General features: G+C 66.2%; 15 protein-coding genes. 7 read left to right on the top strand and 8 right to left on the bottom strand.

What is annotated here, in order from left to right; genetic code table 11:
* Positions 1-232: 232 nt before the first annotated feature.
* On the top strand, positions 233-1894 hold the full coding sequence (locus ASE39_RS18320) for a tannase/feruloyl esterase family alpha/beta hydrolase (RefSeq protein WP_057272058.1): 1662 nt from the start codon (positions 233-235) through the stop codon (positions 1892-1894).
* On the opposite strand, the gene ASE39_RS18315 is transcribed toward ASE39_RS18320, so the two are convergent.
* A complete protein-coding gene (locus ASE39_RS18315; protein WP_057272057.1) occupies positions 1875-2777 on the bottom strand; it encodes a LysR family transcriptional regulator in 903 nt (300 codons plus the stop codon). The genes ASE39_RS18320 and ASE39_RS18315 overlap by 20 nt on opposite strands.
* A gap of 76 nt (positions 2778-2853) precedes the next feature.
* Between ASE39_RS18315 and msuE the strand changes: the two genes are divergently transcribed.
* The 3 genes from msuE (at position 2854) to ASE39_RS18300 (ending at position 5590) form a co-directional block, all read left to right on the top strand.
* Positions 2854-3450 carry an FMN reductase gene (gene msuE, locus ASE39_RS18310; RefSeq protein ID WP_057272056.1) on the top strand — a complete coding sequence of 199 codons (597 nt, stop codon included), beginning with the start codon at positions 2854-2856 and terminating at the stop codon, positions 3448-3450.
* A gap of 45 nt (positions 3451-3495) precedes the next feature.
* On the top strand, positions 3496-4488 hold the full coding sequence (locus ASE39_RS18305; protein ID WP_057272055.1) for a DUF1852 domain-containing protein: 993 nt from the start codon (positions 3496-3498) through the stop codon (positions 4486-4488).
* 76 nt (positions 4489-4564) lie between these two features.
* Positions 4565-5590 (top strand): methionine synthase, encoded by a 1026-nt coding sequence (locus tag ASE39_RS18300; RefSeq protein WP_057229497.1) that lies wholly within the window; start codon positions 4565-4567, stop codon positions 5588-5590.
* 140 nt (positions 5591-5730) lie between these two features.
* Here ASE39_RS18300 and ASE39_RS18295 read toward each other — a convergent pair whose 3' ends face one another.
* From ASE39_RS18295 to ASE39_RS18280, 4 genes are all read right to left on the bottom strand, one after another.
* Positions 5731-6897 carry a mandelate racemase/muconate lactonizing enzyme family protein gene (locus ASE39_RS18295; protein ID WP_057272054.1) on the bottom strand — a complete coding sequence of 389 codons (1167 nt, stop codon included), beginning with the start codon at positions 6895-6897 and terminating at the stop codon, positions 5731-5733.
* Positions 6898-6945: 48 nt separating this feature from the next.
* Positions 6946-7644: an SDR family oxidoreductase gene (locus ASE39_RS18290; protein WP_199864303.1), complete on the bottom strand. Its 699-nt coding sequence runs from the start codon at positions 7642-7644 to the stop codon at positions 6946-6948.
* A complete protein-coding gene (locus ASE39_RS18285; protein WP_057272052.1) occupies positions 7634-8608 on the bottom strand; it encodes a tripartite tricarboxylate transporter substrate binding protein in 975 nt (324 codons plus the stop codon). Before ASE39_RS18285 ends, ASE39_RS18290 begins: the two co-directional genes overlap by 11 nt.
* A 76-nt stretch (positions 8609-8684) precedes the next feature.
* The gene (locus tag ASE39_RS18280) at positions 8685-9632 is read right to left on the bottom strand and encodes a dihydrodipicolinate synthase family protein (protein WP_057272051.1); all 948 of its coding nucleotides are present in this window, start codon (positions 9630-9632) and stop codon (positions 8685-8687) included.
* A 116-nt stretch (positions 9633-9748) separates the two neighbouring features.
* Between ASE39_RS18280 and ASE39_RS18275 the strand changes: the two genes are divergently transcribed.
* A complete protein-coding gene (locus tag ASE39_RS18275) occupies positions 9749-10699 on the top strand; it encodes a LysR family transcriptional regulator (protein ID WP_057272050.1) in 951 nt (316 codons plus the stop codon).
* Between the two features lie 42 nt (positions 10700-10741).
* On the opposite strand, the gene ASE39_RS18270 is transcribed toward ASE39_RS18275, so the two are convergent.
* Positions 10742-11131: a tautomerase family protein gene (locus tag ASE39_RS18270; RefSeq protein WP_057272133.1), complete on the bottom strand. Its 390-nt coding sequence runs from the start codon at positions 11129-11131 to the stop codon at positions 10742-10744.
* A gap of 100 nt (positions 11132-11231) precedes the next feature.
* Between ASE39_RS18270 and ASE39_RS18265 the strand changes: the two genes are divergently transcribed.
* Positions 11232-12089, top strand: a complete 858-nt coding sequence (locus ASE39_RS18265) for a LysR substrate-binding domain-containing protein (RefSeq protein ID WP_057272049.1) — start codon at positions 11232-11234, stop codon at positions 12087-12089.
* Positions 12090-12134: 45 nt separating this feature from the next.
* Here the strand turns inward: ASE39_RS18265 and ASE39_RS18260 are convergent, their stop codons facing one another.
* Positions 12135-12695, bottom strand: coding sequence for a DUF922 domain-containing protein (locus ASE39_RS18260; protein ID WP_057229482.1), 561 nt, complete (start codon positions 12693-12695; stop codon positions 12135-12137).
* Positions 12696-12760: 65 nt separating this feature from the next.
* Positions 12761-14395, bottom strand: a complete 1635-nt coding sequence (locus tag ASE39_RS18255) for a wax ester/triacylglycerol synthase family O-acyltransferase (RefSeq protein ID WP_057272048.1) — start codon at positions 14393-14395, stop codon at positions 12761-12763.
* Positions 14396-14644: 249 nt separating this feature from the next.
* On the opposite strand from ASE39_RS18255, the gene ASE39_RS18250 reads away from it, so the two are divergent.
* Positions 14645-14899: an acyl-CoA-binding protein gene (locus ASE39_RS18250; RefSeq protein ID WP_010462918.1), complete on the top strand. Its 255-nt coding sequence runs from the start codon at positions 14645-14647 to the stop codon at positions 14897-14899.
* Positions 14900-14944: the final 45 nt, after the last annotated feature.

Here is a 14944-nt window from a genome sequence, read left to right as displayed (position 1 = left end):
GCGTTCAGCGCGCCTGGTGCCTGGCGTCTCGTGCCGGTCGCGGCGCGGGCGAATGCGGGTGCTCGGTAGTTTCCCGGGCCCTCTGCATTTGCAGAGGCTGCAACCGAGGCTTCTTTTTCTATCGTCCGCACCGGAGCCGCAAGGGCTGCGTTGGCGGTGCTGCAACCAGGGTTGTAGCGGCTGCGTCCTGCAGCCCGGCTCCTTCAAAACCCCTACAACAGGAGACCGACGCATGACATCCATCCCACCGCGCGCCATCGAAGCGCCCTCTCGCCACTCCCGCAGTACCCACGGCACCCAAGGCACTGCGGCACGCCACCGGTTCCGGGTCATCGGCGGCCTGGGCGCCGCTGCCGCGCTGACGCTGGCAGCCTGCGGGGGCGGCGGCAGCGACGCCGCGCCGCCCCTGGCCGCCAAGCCACTGGCCGAAGCCTGTGCCGCCTACACCTCCGCCGCGCTGCCCCATGGTGCCAAGGTCACCCGCACCGAGCTGCGCAAGGCCGACAGCATGCTGCCCGACGTGTGCATCGTGCGCGGGCAGATCGTCTCGTCGCCCGAGTCCACCATCAACTGGGCGGTGGAGCTGCCCACGCTGGCCCAGTGGAACGGCAAGACGCTGACCATTGGCGGCGGCGGCTTTGACGGCTTCATCCCCACCGACGACCCGTGGTACCAGCAGCTCGTGGGGCCGTCCGCCCACGCGTACGTGAAGATCAGCTCCGACTCGGGCCACCAGATTCGCGGCTTCGCCTGGGGCAAGAGCGATGTCGCGCTGCGCAACCATGCGTTCGACGCCAACCACTTCGTGCTCGAGGTCGGCACGGCGATCGCCACCGAGTTCTACGGCAAGCGCCCCGTGCGGCGCTACCACATGGGCCATTCCAACGGCGGGCGCTCCGGCCTCATCGCCACGCAGAAGTACCCCAAGGACTATGACGGCGTGGTGGCCATGGAGCCCGCCGTCAGCCAGCAGGCGCACCAGGTCAACCTGGGCCCCACGGTGCTGCGGCACATCTTCAAGAGCCGCGACAACTGGCTCAGCCCCGCCAAGATCGCGCTCTACGCCAAGGCCGAAACCGCCGCCTGCGATGGCCTGGATGGCTTGAAGGACGGCATCATCGGCAACGTCGAGGCCTGCAGTTATGTGCCTACCGACCTGCTGTGCAAAGGGGCCGACAACGACACCTGCCTCACGGCCGGGCAGATCGAATCGATCCGCCTCATCTACGGCGACCACCGTACGCCCGTGACCCTGTCGCGCGGCGCGATGGGCTATCCGCGCTACGGCCGGGGCGGGGCGTCCACCTCGGACTGGCAGTCGTACATGTTCGGCACCAGCTTCGACGCCCCCGATTCGTTCAACCACATGGCCGTGACGGAAGCCGCGCGCCTGGTGGAGGGCAACCCCAACGCCAGCGTCCTGAGCCACGACCCCACGCAGTACCAGGCGCAGTACGCGCGGCTGGCCGAGATGATCGACGGGACCGACCCCGACATCTCCGCCTTTGCCGACAACGGCGGCAAGCTGCTGATCTGGTATGGCCTGGGCGACACCTGCGTGTCGGTGTACCGCACGGCGGAGTACTTCGACTCGGTCAAGCAGCGCCTGGGCGCCAGCAAGGTGCAGGGCTTTGCGCGCATGGTCACCTCGCCCTCCAACGGCCACGACCTGGACGGCGCGGGCACCGAGCCGCGCTCCATTGACCTGCTGGCGGCCATGGATGCCTGGGTGGAAAAGAGCACGGCGCCTGACAAGCTGGTCGCCACCAAATTCGCACCCGGCACCACAACGCCGGTGGCGCAGCGCCCGGTGTGCGAGTACCCGAAGTTCCCGCGCTACAACGGCACGGGCGACCAGGCCAAGGCCGAGAGCTTCACCTGCTCTGCGACGTAGGCACTGCGGTGCGGGCCAGTTCGATGAAGGCCCGCACGTAGTCAATGGCGGTGTCCGTCTCGCGTGCCCCGAGGAAGATCTGCTTGGCGATGCCGCGCGCGCCCAGCCGGACAGGCACTACGTCCATCTTGGCCGCGTACTCTTCCACCAGCCAGCGCGGCAGGGCGGCCACCCCGCGGCCGCTGGCCACCATCTGCAGCATGATGTCGGTGGTTTCGATGGCTTTGTGGCGCTTGGGCGTGACACCGGCCGGCAACAGGAACTGGCTGTAGATGTCCAGGCGCTCGATGTCGACGGGGTAGCTGATGAGCACTTCCTGTGTCAGCTGCTGGGGCTTCACATAGGCCGCCGAAGCCAGGGCATGGCCCTTGGCCACCACGAGCACCTGCTCGTAGTCGAACACGGGTTCGAACTTCAGCCCTGGCTTGAACAATGGGTCGGGCGTGACCAGCAGGTCGATCTCGAAGCCGAAGAGCGCGCCGATCCCGCCGAACTGGAACTTCTGCTTGACGTCCACGTCCACGTCGGGCCATGCGGCCAGATAAGGGGATACCACCTTGAGCAGCCACTGGTAGCAAGGGTGGCATTCCATGCCGATGCGCAGCGCACCGCGTTCGCCCTGTGCAAACTGGCCCAGGCGCTCTTCGGCCAGGTCCAGCTGCGGCAGCACGCGGTTGGCCACTGCCAGCAGGTACTGGCCGGCCTGCGTGAGGCGCAGGCTTCGACCTTCGCGCAACCACACGTCGGTGCCCAGTTGCTGCTCCAGCTTCTTCATGCTGTGGCTCAGGGCCGACTGGGTCAGGTTCAGCACGCCTGCAGCGGCCGTCAACGACCCTTGTTTTTCGACCTGCTGGACGATGCTGAGGTGGATGCGCTCAAGCATTCAGATGATCCTTTTTCATGGATTTATGAAATAAGACCATTTTACTTCATCGATAACCACCACTAGCATCCACCCCATGAAAGCAAACACGGCACATCCACCACTGCGCATCGTCGCGGTTTCTGGCGGGCTGCAGCGTCCCTCCAAGGCTGCAACCCTGGCAGGGCATCTGCTGGACCTGATCGCCGACGAACTCCCGTGCGAACAGCGCCTGGTCGAACTGGGCCAGCTCGCACCGCAGTGGGCCGGCGCTGTCTGGCGCTCGCAACTGCCCGACACGGTGGAGCAAGCGCTGGCTGCGGTCGAGCAAGCCGACGTTCTGGTGGTGGCAACACCGGTCTACCGCGGCTCCTACACGGGGCTGTTCAAGCACTTCTTCGACTTCATTCACCAGGACGCCCTGGTCGACAAGCCGGTCCTGCTGGCGGCCACCGGTGGCAGCGAGCGCCATGCCCTGGTGATCGACCACCAGTTGCGGCCGCTGTTCAGTTTCTTCCAGGCGCGCACCTTGCCGCTGGGCGTCTTTGCCACAGACCCCGATTTCGCCGACCACCGGCTGCAGAGCGAAGCCCTGATCGAGCGGGCCCGGCTGGCAGTCCAGCGGGCAATGCCACTCATTGAACTGGCGCGGCACGCCAGGCCCTTGCAGGCCGAAGACGTGGTGCTGGCCTGAGCCGTGAACCGCCCCTCCTCCCCCCCATCAGCCCACCCGATCGCCATGAAACAAGAACCCGCCTTTCACCTCAAGAGCATCAGCTTCGATGAAAACTACCAGCCATCGGACAGCACGCGCATGACCACCAACTTTGCCAACCTGGCCCGGGGAGCCAGTCGGCAACAAAACCTGCGCAACACGCTGAAGATGATTGACAACCGCTTCAACGACCTGGCGCATTGGGACAATCCGACGGGGGACCGCTACTGCGTCGAGCTGGAGATCATCTCGGTCGAGATGAGCATAGATGCCAAGGCTGGCAATGCTGCTTTTCCGTTGATCGAGATACTGAAAACCTGCATCCTCGACAAGACGGCGAACCGACGCATCCCTGGCATTACAGGGAACAATTTTTCCTCCTACGTGCGCGACTACGACTTCAGCGTGCTGCTTCCTGAGTACAACGCCCATCGCGCGCAATTCAGTACCCCCCATGATTTTGGTGACCTGCATGGAAAGCTGTTTCAGCAGTTCGCCAAATCGAGCATCTACAAGGAGCGCTTCGGCAAGCCGCCCGTCATCTGCATCAGCGCTTCGACCAGCAAGACCTATCGACGCACCGGCAACCAGCACCCGGTACTGGGCATCGAGTACCAACAGAGTGAGCTGTCCTGGACCGACCAGTACTTCGCAAAAATGGGGATGCAGGTCCGATTCTTCATGCCTGCAAATGGCGTCGCGCCGCTGGCGTTCTACTTTCACGGGGACCTGCTGGGCGACTACACGAGCCTGGAGTTGATCGGCACCATCAGCACGATGGAAACCTTTCAGAAGATCTACCGCCCCGAGATCTACAACGCCAATTCAGCGGCGGGAAAACTCTACCAACCGAGCCTGGAGAACCAGGATTATTCGTTGACGCAGATCGTGTATGACCGGGAAGAGCGCAGCCAGTTGGCTGTCAAGCAGGGCAAGTTTGCGCAGGAGCACTTCATCAGGCCGTACAAGAAGGTCCTGGAGCAATGGGCTGATGCTGCTGCTGCCCACGCCCACTGAATACTCGGCTTCCATCACCAGGCCAGTGTCCCGGAATATGCTCACCCACCCCTCTTTGCTTCAAAGGAATTGTCAGATGTTTGAAACCTCCATCGCAGGCAGCCTGCCCAAACCCGCCTGGCTGGCTGAAACCAACAAGCTCTGGCCGCAGTGGATGGCCGAGGGCGATGCGCTGCGCCAGGCCAAGGCCGACGCCACCCTGCTGTGGATCAAGGCCCAGGAAGACGCGGGCCTGGACATCGTGGGCGACGGCGAGCAATCGCGCCAGCACTTTGTGCACGGCTTCCTCGAGCAGGTCGAAGGCATCGACTTCGAGCACAAGGTGAAGATGGGCATCCGCGACAACCGCTACGACGCGATGGTGCCTCAGGTGGTCTCGGCCCTGCGCCTGAAGGGCCGCGTGCATGCCTTCGAGGCACAACTGGCGCGCGCACACACCAGCAAAAAACTGAAGTTCACCCTGCCCGGCCCGATGACCATCGTCGACACCGTGGCAGACCGCTTTTACGGAGACAAGGTCAAGATGGCCTTCGCGTTTGCGGAGCTGCTCAACCAGGAAGCGCTGGCGCTGCAGGCCGATGGCGTGGACATCATCCAGTTCGACGAACCCGCCTTCAACGTCTACATGAAGGACGCCGCCGACTGGGGCGTTCAGGCGCTGGAGCGCGCAGCGCAGGGCCTGACCTGCACGACGGCGGTGCACATCTGCTACGGCTACGGCATCAAGGCCAACACCGACTGGAAGAGCACCCTGGGCGACGAATGGCGCCAGTACGAGGCAGTGTTCCCCGCGCTGGCCAAGAGCAGCATCGACCAGGTGAGCCTGGAATGTATCCATTCCCATGTGCCGCCCGACCTGATGAAGCTGCTGGCCGGCAAGGACGTGATGGTTGGCGTGATCGATGTGGCGAGCGATGTGGTCGAAACCCCCGAGGAGGTGGCGGACACCATCGCCCGGGCACTGGAGTTCGTGCCCAAGGAGCGGCTGTTCCCTTGCACAAATTGTGGTCTGGCGCCCATGGGGCGGGACGTCGCCTGGCGCAAGCTGAAAGCGCTGGCAGAGGGCACAAAGCTGGCCAAGGAACGGCTCGCCGTGGCGTAACGCCAGCCGGATTGTCTTGGTGTTGCGCCCGCTGGGTGACTCCGTCAGACATCGGAAACTGAAGTGGCCGCCAACGCGGCCACTTCAAATTTCATAGCTGCCAGCTATTGCTCAACAAGCGCTGGAGCCCCATTTCACTGTCAAGACGCCAGCGCGCGCATCTCCGCGATCAGGTCCGACTTGCCCTCGAAGCCGATGCCCGGCAGTGGCGGCAGCGTGACGTAGCCGTTCTCGACCTTCACGCCGTCAGGGAACCCGCCGTAGGGCTGGAACAGGTCGGGGTAGCTCTCGTTGCCGCCCAGGCCCAGGCCCGCGGCAATCGCCAGTGACATCTGGTGGCCGCCGTGGGGGATGCAGCGGCTGGGGGACCAGCCGTGTTCCTTGAGCATGTCGAGCGTGCGCAGGTACTCCACCAGGCCGTAGCTCAGTGCGCAGTCGAACTGCAGCCAGTCGCGGTCCTTGTGCATGCCGCCGTGGCGGATCAGGTTGCGCGCGTCCTGCATCGAGAACAGGTTCTCGCCCGTGGCCATGGGGCCTTTGTAGACCTCGCCCAGCTTGGCCTGCAGCTCATAGTCCAGCGGGTCGCCGGCCTCTTCGTACCAGAACAGCGGGTACTGCGACAGGGCCTTGCCGTACTCGATGGCGGTCTGCAGGTCGAACCGGCCGTTGGCGTCCACCGCCAGTTGCTGGCCCGGGCCCAGGATCTTGAGCACCGACTCGATGCGCTCGCAGTCTTCGGCCAGCGTGGCGCCGCCGATCTTCATCTTCACCACCGAGTAGCCGCGCGCCAGGTAGCTTTCCATTTCACGCTGCAGCGCCTCAAGCCCCTTGCCGGGGTAGTAGTAGCCGCCAGCGGCATAGACGAACACGCGCGGGTTGGGCGTGCCGTTGCCGTAGCGCTCGGCCAGCAGCTGGAACAGCGGCTTGCCCGCGATCTTTGCCGTGGCGTCCCACACGGCCATGTCGATGGTGCCCACGGCCACCGAGCGCTCGCCGTGGCCGCCGGGCTTCTCGTTGATCATCATGCGGGCCCAGACCTTGTGCGGGTCGAGGTTTTCGCCGGTCTCATCCAGCAGGCTGCCGGGTTCGGCCTCCAGCACGCGCGGGATGAAGCGGTCACGCATCAGCGCGCCCTGGCCGTAGCGGCCGTTGGAGTTGAAGCCGTAGCCGATCACCGGCTTGCCGTCGCGGATCACGTCGGTGACCACGGCCACCAGGCTGAGCGTCATCTTCGAGAAGTCGATGTAGGCGTTGCGGATGTCCGACTTGATGGGACGGGTCGATTCGAGGATGTTGACGATCTTCATGGTGGTCGTGGTGGTGGATAAAACAAAAAAATGAAAGGCGGCAAACGATCAGCGGGCGAGCGACGAGCCTCCGCAGATCGCGATGTCCTGCCCCGTGATGGCCGCAGCAGGGTCGGAGAGAAGAAAGCCCACCAGCGCGGCGATCTCGGCCGGCTCGATCAGCCGGCCAATGGGCGGAAGGCGCGGCGCACTCCCGGCGCGCGCCGGGTCGTTCAACATGCTGGTGGCCGTGGCTGCGGGCGAGACGACATTCACCGTCACACCCTGCGCGGCCACCTCGGCCGCCCAGCTGCGTGCCAGCGCGATCAACGCAGCCTTGGTCGCGGCGTACTGCCCGCGCCCGGCCATGCCTTGCGCCACGCGGCTGCCGATGAACACCACGCGTCCTCGGCCGCGCTGGGCCATGCCGGGCACGATGGCATCGGCCAGGCGCGTGGCGGCGTCCACATGCAGGCGCCACATCAGCTCGCCGCCCGCATGGTCGAGCTGGCCCAGCGGCCCCACGCGCAGCACGCCGGCCGCATGGACCAGCGCGTCCACCGCGGGCAGGGCAGCGGCCACGCGGGCGATGTCGGCGCCTTCGGCCAGGTTGACGGGCGTGTGGGTGAACGATGGATCGACGATCGACGGCTGCGCAACGTCCAGACCGCTCACACGCCAGCCGTCTGCCAGCAGCGATTCGGCGATGCTGCGGCCTATGCCGCTGCTGGAGCCGGTGACCACGGCGTGGCGGGCTTTACTCGACACGGATATTGCCCTCGGTGACGATCCTCTGGGACCGCTCCATGTCGCTGCGCTGGAACTTGGCGAAGTCCTCGATGCTGCCCGGCGTGGTGAGCAGCCCCTGCTCGCGCAGCTTGGGTGTCATCTCGGCCAGGGCCTTGTTCACCTCGGTGTTCAGCCGCTGGGTGATGTCGGCCGGCAGCTTGGCCGGGCCCCACAGGCCATACCAGCTGTAGAACTCGTAGCCCGGAATCATCTCGCCCACCGTGGGCACGTCGGGCAGGCTGGCCGCGCGCTGCGCGGAGGTGACGGCCACCACGCGCAGCATGCCGCTCTTGTGGTACTGCAGCGAGCCGAGGATCGGGTCGATGAAACCGTCTATCTGCCCGCCGATCAGGTCCTGGAACGCAGGCGCCGTGCCCTTGTACGGCACGATCAGGTAGTCGAGCTGGCCGGCGCGCTTCAAGAGCTCGGTCGACAGGTGACCGGCCGACCCGATGGAGCCCACGGCGAAGGTCATCTTGCCGGGGTTGGCCTTGGCGTACGCCATCAGCGACTTGATGTCGGTGACGGGCAGGTTCTTGTTGATGGCCACCGACAGCGGCGCCTTGGCCACCAGCGCCACGGGCGTGAAGTCCTTGACCACGCCGTAGGGAACGGACTTCATGGTCATGGGCGCGGTGGTGAAGGTGGACGCGTTGAACAGCAGCGTGTAGCCGTCGGCCGGCGCCTTGGCCACCACGTCGCCGCCGATCACGCCGTTGCCGCCGGGCTTGTTCTCGACGATGAAGTTCTGGCCCATCTGCTCGCCGAGCTTTTGCGCCAGCTGGCGGCCCACGGTGTCGAGCGTGCCGCCGGGCGGGAAGGGGATGACCACCCGCACCGGCTTTGTGGGGTAGGCCTGCGCAAAGCTGCTGGCTGTCATTGCGAGCGTGGCGGTGCCCAGGGCGGTGCGCAGGGTGATGCTGAGAAATTGATTGCGTCGCATGGTGTCTTGTCTCCGGTCTTTTTGTTCGAGAACTACCAACGCGGGGGATTCAAAATCCCCCGCCCACATCCATCACTCAGCGCTTGAGCAGACCCGCCTGCTTCACCGCAGCGCGCAGGGCTTCGACTTCCTTCGCGTTGGGCGCCTCGGTCGGTGGGCGCACGGTGGCGTCGTCCAGCACGCCGGCCAGGTACATGCCGCCTTTCATGCGGGCATGGGCCTCGCCGGTAGGCTCGCCGCCGCCGTATACCGCGTCCTTCAGCGGCGTGATGACGGCCTGTACTGCCATGGCCCTCTTCAAATCACCGGCCTTCACCGCGTTCCACAAGTCGATGATGAGCTGCGGGATGAACGTGGCAAAGCCCACCAGCGCGCCGTCCACGCCCTGCACCATCGAGGCGAGCAGGTACTCGTCGTGGCAGGTCAGGATGGCCTTGGACGCATCGGCCTCGCGGATCGCCTGGATGTCGCGGGCGTACTTGTTCATGTCGCGCTGGCCCACCTTGAAGGCCTGCAGATAGGGCAGCCGGGCCAGGTCGGCCAGCAACTGCGACGAGTACGAGGCTCGCGTCCAGGCGGGGTAGACGTGGCAGACCAGGTCGGCGCTGGGTGCAGCCTGGTGGATGGCCTCGAAGTACTGCAGTGCGTGGCCGGGCGTGAAGCCAAAGCGCAGCCAGTGGTGCGGGGGCATCACGTCGAGCGCCACCGCGCCCGCCTCGACGGCGGCGCGGGCATGCTCTGCCGCATCGGCCAGGCCTTCGCAGACGATGGAGGAGATGACCGGCACAGGCCGTGCCAGGCCCTTGAGCTCGTCGGCCACGATGCGGGTGACCTCCGCGCGCTCGGCCGGCGTCAGCGAAAAGACCTCGCCCGTGTGGCCGTTGGTCATGATGGCCACCACGCCCTCGTGGCCCGCCAGCCAGGACGCGAGCTTGCGCAGCGCGGGCTCGTCGATGCGGTGGTTCGGGGTGAAGGGGCACGAGATGGCGGGGATGATCCCGCGATAATTCGAGATGGCAGGCATGCTTTTTTGTCTCCGTAAGGGAAAGCGGGTGAACGACGGGGTGGATCATTTCCCGTGGCGCGCCAGCGGTCCAATACTTCAATCGCATACAACTATCGCAAGGCAGGAACGCACCCATGGGCCCTGGCAACCGACCGCTGGATCTGGAGTGGCTGGAGGACTTTCTGGCCCTGGCCGAGACCGGCAATTTCTCGCGCGCGGCCGAGGCGCGCTCGATTGCCCAGCCCGCGTTCAGCCGCCACATCCGGGCGCTGGAGGACTGGGTGGGCGTCGAGCTGTTCGACCGCAGCGCGCACCCCGCGGCGCTCACGCCGGCTGGGCAGCGGTTCCTGCCGCTGCTCGAGACCATCCTGGCCAACCTGGAAGCCGCGCGCATCAAGGCCCGCGCCGCGCACGACGTGGCCGCCGCCAGCCTGCGCTTTGCGGCCACGCACGTGCTGTCGCTCACCTTCTTTCCGCGCTGGCTGGTGGGCATCGAAGCCCGGTTGCAGATGGGCCCCATCCAGACCATGTCCGACAGCTCGCATGCCTGCGAGGACCTGATGCTGCAGCGCCGCGTGCAGTTCGTGCTGTGCCACGGCCACCCCGATGTGCCGGGCCGGCTGGACGAGGCGCAGTACCCGGTGCTGCGCCTGTCGGACGATGTGCTGCTGCCGGTGAGCGCGCCCGCCCCGGCGTCGCCCGGCCAGCCGCTGCACGCCATCGTGCAGAAGGACCCGGTGCCCGTGCTGGCCTACAGCGAGGCCTCGGGGCTGGGCCGCATCATGCGGTCGCGCATGCGCCACCTGTTCAGCGAAGGGCCGGACGCCGCCATGCCGCAGGGCGTGTCGGTGGTTTTCACCGCGCACCATGCGGTGTTGCTCAAGACCATGGCGCTCGAAGGCCGTGGCGTGGCCTGGCTGCCCGAGAGCCTGATCACCGATGAGCTCAAGGCCGGCACGCTGGTTGCCGCGGGCGGCAGCGACTGGAGCCTGCCGGTGCAGATCCGCCTGTACCGCCAGCGCGCCGAAATGTCGCCCATGGCCGAGGCGGTGTGGGAGCTGTCCGCGTCGCTGGCGGCGGCCTGAGGCCTCTGCCGCCCACCTGGGCTGCGGGTGCCGGGTGCTGCGCTACGCAGGCTGCGCGTACTGTGCCAGGCCGTGTCCGAACGACCAGTTCTCCTTGGCCACTTCCACGATGTTCACGAACACGTCCTCAGGCCTAAGGCCCGGGCTCTCGCCCAGCAATTGGGCGATGCGCGCGAGCAGCGCCTTCTTCTGCTCCGCCCCGCGCGTGTTGTTGGCGGTGATCTGGATGAACACCACGTCGTCGCTTCGCGCCACGCCCAGGTAGGTGGGGCTGTAGCGGAAGTTCGCGGCGTCGTGCTCGGTGATGGTCATGAACTGGTCGTCCTCGGGCACGTTGAAGGTCTCGCGCATCGCGCGGTACAGCGTGTCAAAGATGGCCTGGCGGTAGGCCGCGGGCTTGCCGGCGCGCATGGCAATGTGGATGAGGGGCATCGCAGGGTCCTTGGTGAACAACAACAAAAAGGAAGAGGCTGGCGAAATGCTATCCATATGAATATGCTATGGATATCTATTTCAGAAATGTCGAAATCAAATGGTTGAGCGATCCCTGGACCTCGATGCCGTCGAGGCCTTTGTGCGCATTGCCGAGCTGGGCAGCTTCACCCGCGCGGCCGAGGCCATGGGCACGGCGCAGGCCGCCGTCAGCCTCAAGCTGCAGCGGCTGGAGGCGCGCCTGGGCTGCAGGCTGATCGAACGCACGCCGCGGCACGTGCAGCTGTCGGCCCGGGGCGCGGCGTTTCTCGAACATGCCCGCGAGCTTCTGGCCGTGCACGACCGCGCATTGGCCTCTTTCGTTCAGGCCCGCCAGCGCCTGACCATCGGCATCAGCGACCACGTGGCCGGGCCCGAGCTGCCCGCGCTGATCGCCCGCATGAATGCGCAAGACCCGCAGCTGTTGATCGAGATCCGCATCGGGTCGTCGGGCGACCTGCTGCAGGCCTACGACCGGCGCGAGCTCGATGCCGTGCTGGCCCGCATGCATGTGGGCCGCAGCGACGGCGAGCTGCTGGCCGAGGAACCGTTTGGCTGGTTTGCGGCCCCCGGCTGGCAGCACCGCGCGGGSGAGCCGCTGCCGCTGGCCACGCTGGCCGAGCCCTGCGGTGTGAGGGCGATGGCGGGGCGGTCGCTCGACGCGGCGGGCATCGCGTGGGCCGAGGTTTTTGTGGGTGGGGGGATCGCCGCGGTGACTGCAGCGGTGATGGCCGGGCTGGGCGTGGCGGCGCTTGCGCCGCGCATGCTGCCGCTAGGGGCGGTGGAGGTCGGCACGCGCCTGGGCTTGCCCGAGCTGCCGCGCCTGCCGGTGCTGCTACACACACGCATCACGGACGGCCGCCCGCGCGATGCGCTGGGAGCGCTGTCGGCGGCTTTCCGCAGTGCGGTACGGGGATAACGCACAAGCCTGCTTGCTTGCTTAGTTCGTTCGTTCTTGGCTGGCTCACTCCAGCTTGGCGCCTTGGGATGCGCCGTGGCGCGTGTCGCGGTCGTACTGTTTCTCGCGCTCTGCATGTTCGCGCAGCAGACGGTGGCCAAGCTCATTGGCCTGGCGCTCCAGCGCCGCGCAATCGGATGCGGCAGGAAGTTGTGCAATGCCTTGGTCGACGGCACGGGCGGCGTCGCGGCCGAACTGCACGTGGCCTTGCTCGTGGCGTGACAGGGCTGGCACGTATCGGTCAAACACCGCCTGCTGGGAGGGGGTGGCGCGCCGCAACTCAGGCAACTGCACTTCGGTGCGCAAACGTGTAGTGACCTCCGTGATGCGGCACTGGCCTGATGCTTCGCTTTGCCAGCGGAAGGTCCAGCGGACATTCCACCGGGTGTGGCCGTGAAAGCGCTGCCCGTTCGTGGTGATGGGGGTGGCTGCGTTGAGTGCCTGCCGCAGCGTTTCGGAGGGGTGTGCATTCACGGCATACGGGCGCTCTGCATGCTCCTCGATCACGGCCGCCTGCGCGCAGGCCCCCGCCGTCCATAGCGCGAGCGGCAGGGCGGTGTTTTTCACCAGAGATCGCCGCGCAGGGGCGACCAGGCCGCGAAGTGCCGCAGGGTTCTCAGCTGATCGCCACCTCATTCGCCCCACGGCAGCATCAGCGTGAGCAGCGACAGCTGGTCGAACTCGGGCGCAAAGGCATCGATGATCCGCTGCGGCTCGGGGCACAGGGTGGTGTCGGTGATCACGCCAAATTGCACGCCGCCGCCATAGCTCAGGATGGAGACCCCGAGGCCGATGTCGCCCGACTGCGGCACCCAGAACATGCACTGCGTGACGCGCGAGCCGCACAGCGTGAGCTGCTCCTTGGGGCCGGGCACGTTGGTCATCACCGCCGTGGTCTTGCGGCCAAACAGGTTGAGCAATGCGTCCTGGGCGGGTTTGATCATCAGGCCCGCCACGGCCAGCATGGCAAACGCCAGGATGGGCTGGGTGCTGCCCTTGAGCGCGTTCATGCGCTTGCGCACCTCGTACACGCGCTCCACCGGGTTGGCCATGCCGATGGGAAGCACCAGGGGCACCAGGCCGAAGCGGTTGCCCAGCTTCCAGGCTTCTTCCATGGGGCGCAGGTTGACGGGGATCATGGCGCGGATTTCCTGGCCTGTGGGATCGTCGCCCTGGCTGCGCAGGTAGCCGCCGATGGCCCCTGCCACGCAGGACAGCAGCACATCGTTGATCGAGCAGTTGAGCGCCTTGCCGATGGCCTTGACCTCTTCCAGCGGAATGGGCGGGCACCACGCCACGCGCTTTGCGCTGCCCGGCTGGCCCTTCAGGCGCGTGGGCGAGTCGTCGGGCATCAGCGCGAGAGCGGCGGCATCGCTGACCAGCTGGTAGGCCACGCGCGCCATGTCCATGGTGCCGGCCAGCCCGTGGTGCATGGCTTTTTCTGGGTCGCCCAGCATCTGCAGCGACTTGGCCGCGCTATCGCCTGCCAGGTCCAGCGCCTTCACCGTGAGGCCAGTAAAGGGCTTGATGAGTGCGTCGGCGATCCAGTCCTCGGCCGTGGCGGCCTCTTTGTCCGCGCGCGGCTTGCGTTTGGGTGGCTCGGAGCCGCCATCGACCAGCGACATGGTCACCGAGATCAGCGCGATGCCATCCGCAATGCAGTGGTGGATGCGCACGATGAGCGCACTGCCCGGCTGACCGTCGTCGCCCACGAAGTCTTCGATCAGGTGCATCTGCCACAGGGGGCGGCGCGCATCCAGCGGCTGCATGGCGAGTTCGCCCACACGGTCCTGCAGCGCGCGCTGCATGCTGTGGCCTTTCTGGTGGGGCAGCTTCTCCCGCAGCACGTGGGCAGCGATGTCGAAGTTGCGGTCTTCCACCCAAGTGGCGCCCGCCGCGTCTTCCACCACACGCTGGCGAAAACGCGGGTACTGCAGCAGGCGCTGCTGCACGCGTTCGCAAAGCGCGTCCCAGCCGATGCCGGGCGAGAGGGTCCACACGCCGTTGATCATCATGAGGTTGCTGTGCGAGTCCATGCGCAGCCAGGCGGTATCGACCTTGCTCATGCGCTCGCCCGACAGGCCCAGCATGCCGGTGGCGGCGCGGCGTACGTTCTTCTGCACCACGGTGGCGGCCTTGCGGGCGGCCGGGGGCAGGGCCTGGGCGGCTCTGCGGGCCACATCGGGGGCCTGGGCGCGCACCTTGCGCAAGGTGGGGGCTGCGCCTTCGAGGGCGGTGGCGCTGGGGGCGGGAATGCGGGTCACCATCAGATGTACACCTGTTGTGTTTGTAAGGACTGGCGCAAACAAGGATGAATCGCCCGTTTCCTGGCAAGGAACCAGCACGTGGCTTCATCCCGGTTGGCACAAGCCGTGTTTTTTGGGGGCTTGCCTCTATGGATCGCACCGCTTGGCGCGGCGCGCAGCCCGTAAGATACAACGCAGCAACCTCTTGCCAACACCGTTCTTTCCCTCCCCCTTCCTCATCTTTCGATTTCCATCCAAGGAGCAACCGACATGGCCGACCTGAACGCCACCTTCGAAGCCGCTGTGGCCAATTCCAAGAACCTCAGCGAGCGCCCCGACAACGCCACGCTGCTCAAGATCTACGCGCTGTACAAGCAGGCCACGACTGGCGATAACACCGAGAAGAAACCCAGCTTCTCCGACATGGTGGGCCGTGCCAAGTGGGATGCCTGGAACAACCTCAAGGGCACCGAGGCCGATGCAGCCAAGCAGCAGTACATCGACCTGATCACCTCGCTGAGCTGACACCCACGCGTCTGGCCGCCTGGCCAGAAAGACAAAAAGGCGACC

Origin of the sequence: Acidovorax sp. Root267 (assembly GCF_001429215.1) — a bacterium.
In the GTDB taxonomy this organism is placed as follows: Bacteria; Pseudomonadota; Gammaproteobacteria; order Burkholderiales; family Burkholderiaceae_C; genus Acidovorax; species Acidovorax radicis.
Note: the sequence above shows the minus strand (reverse complement) of the source record. Positions and strands in the feature narration are given on the sequence as shown.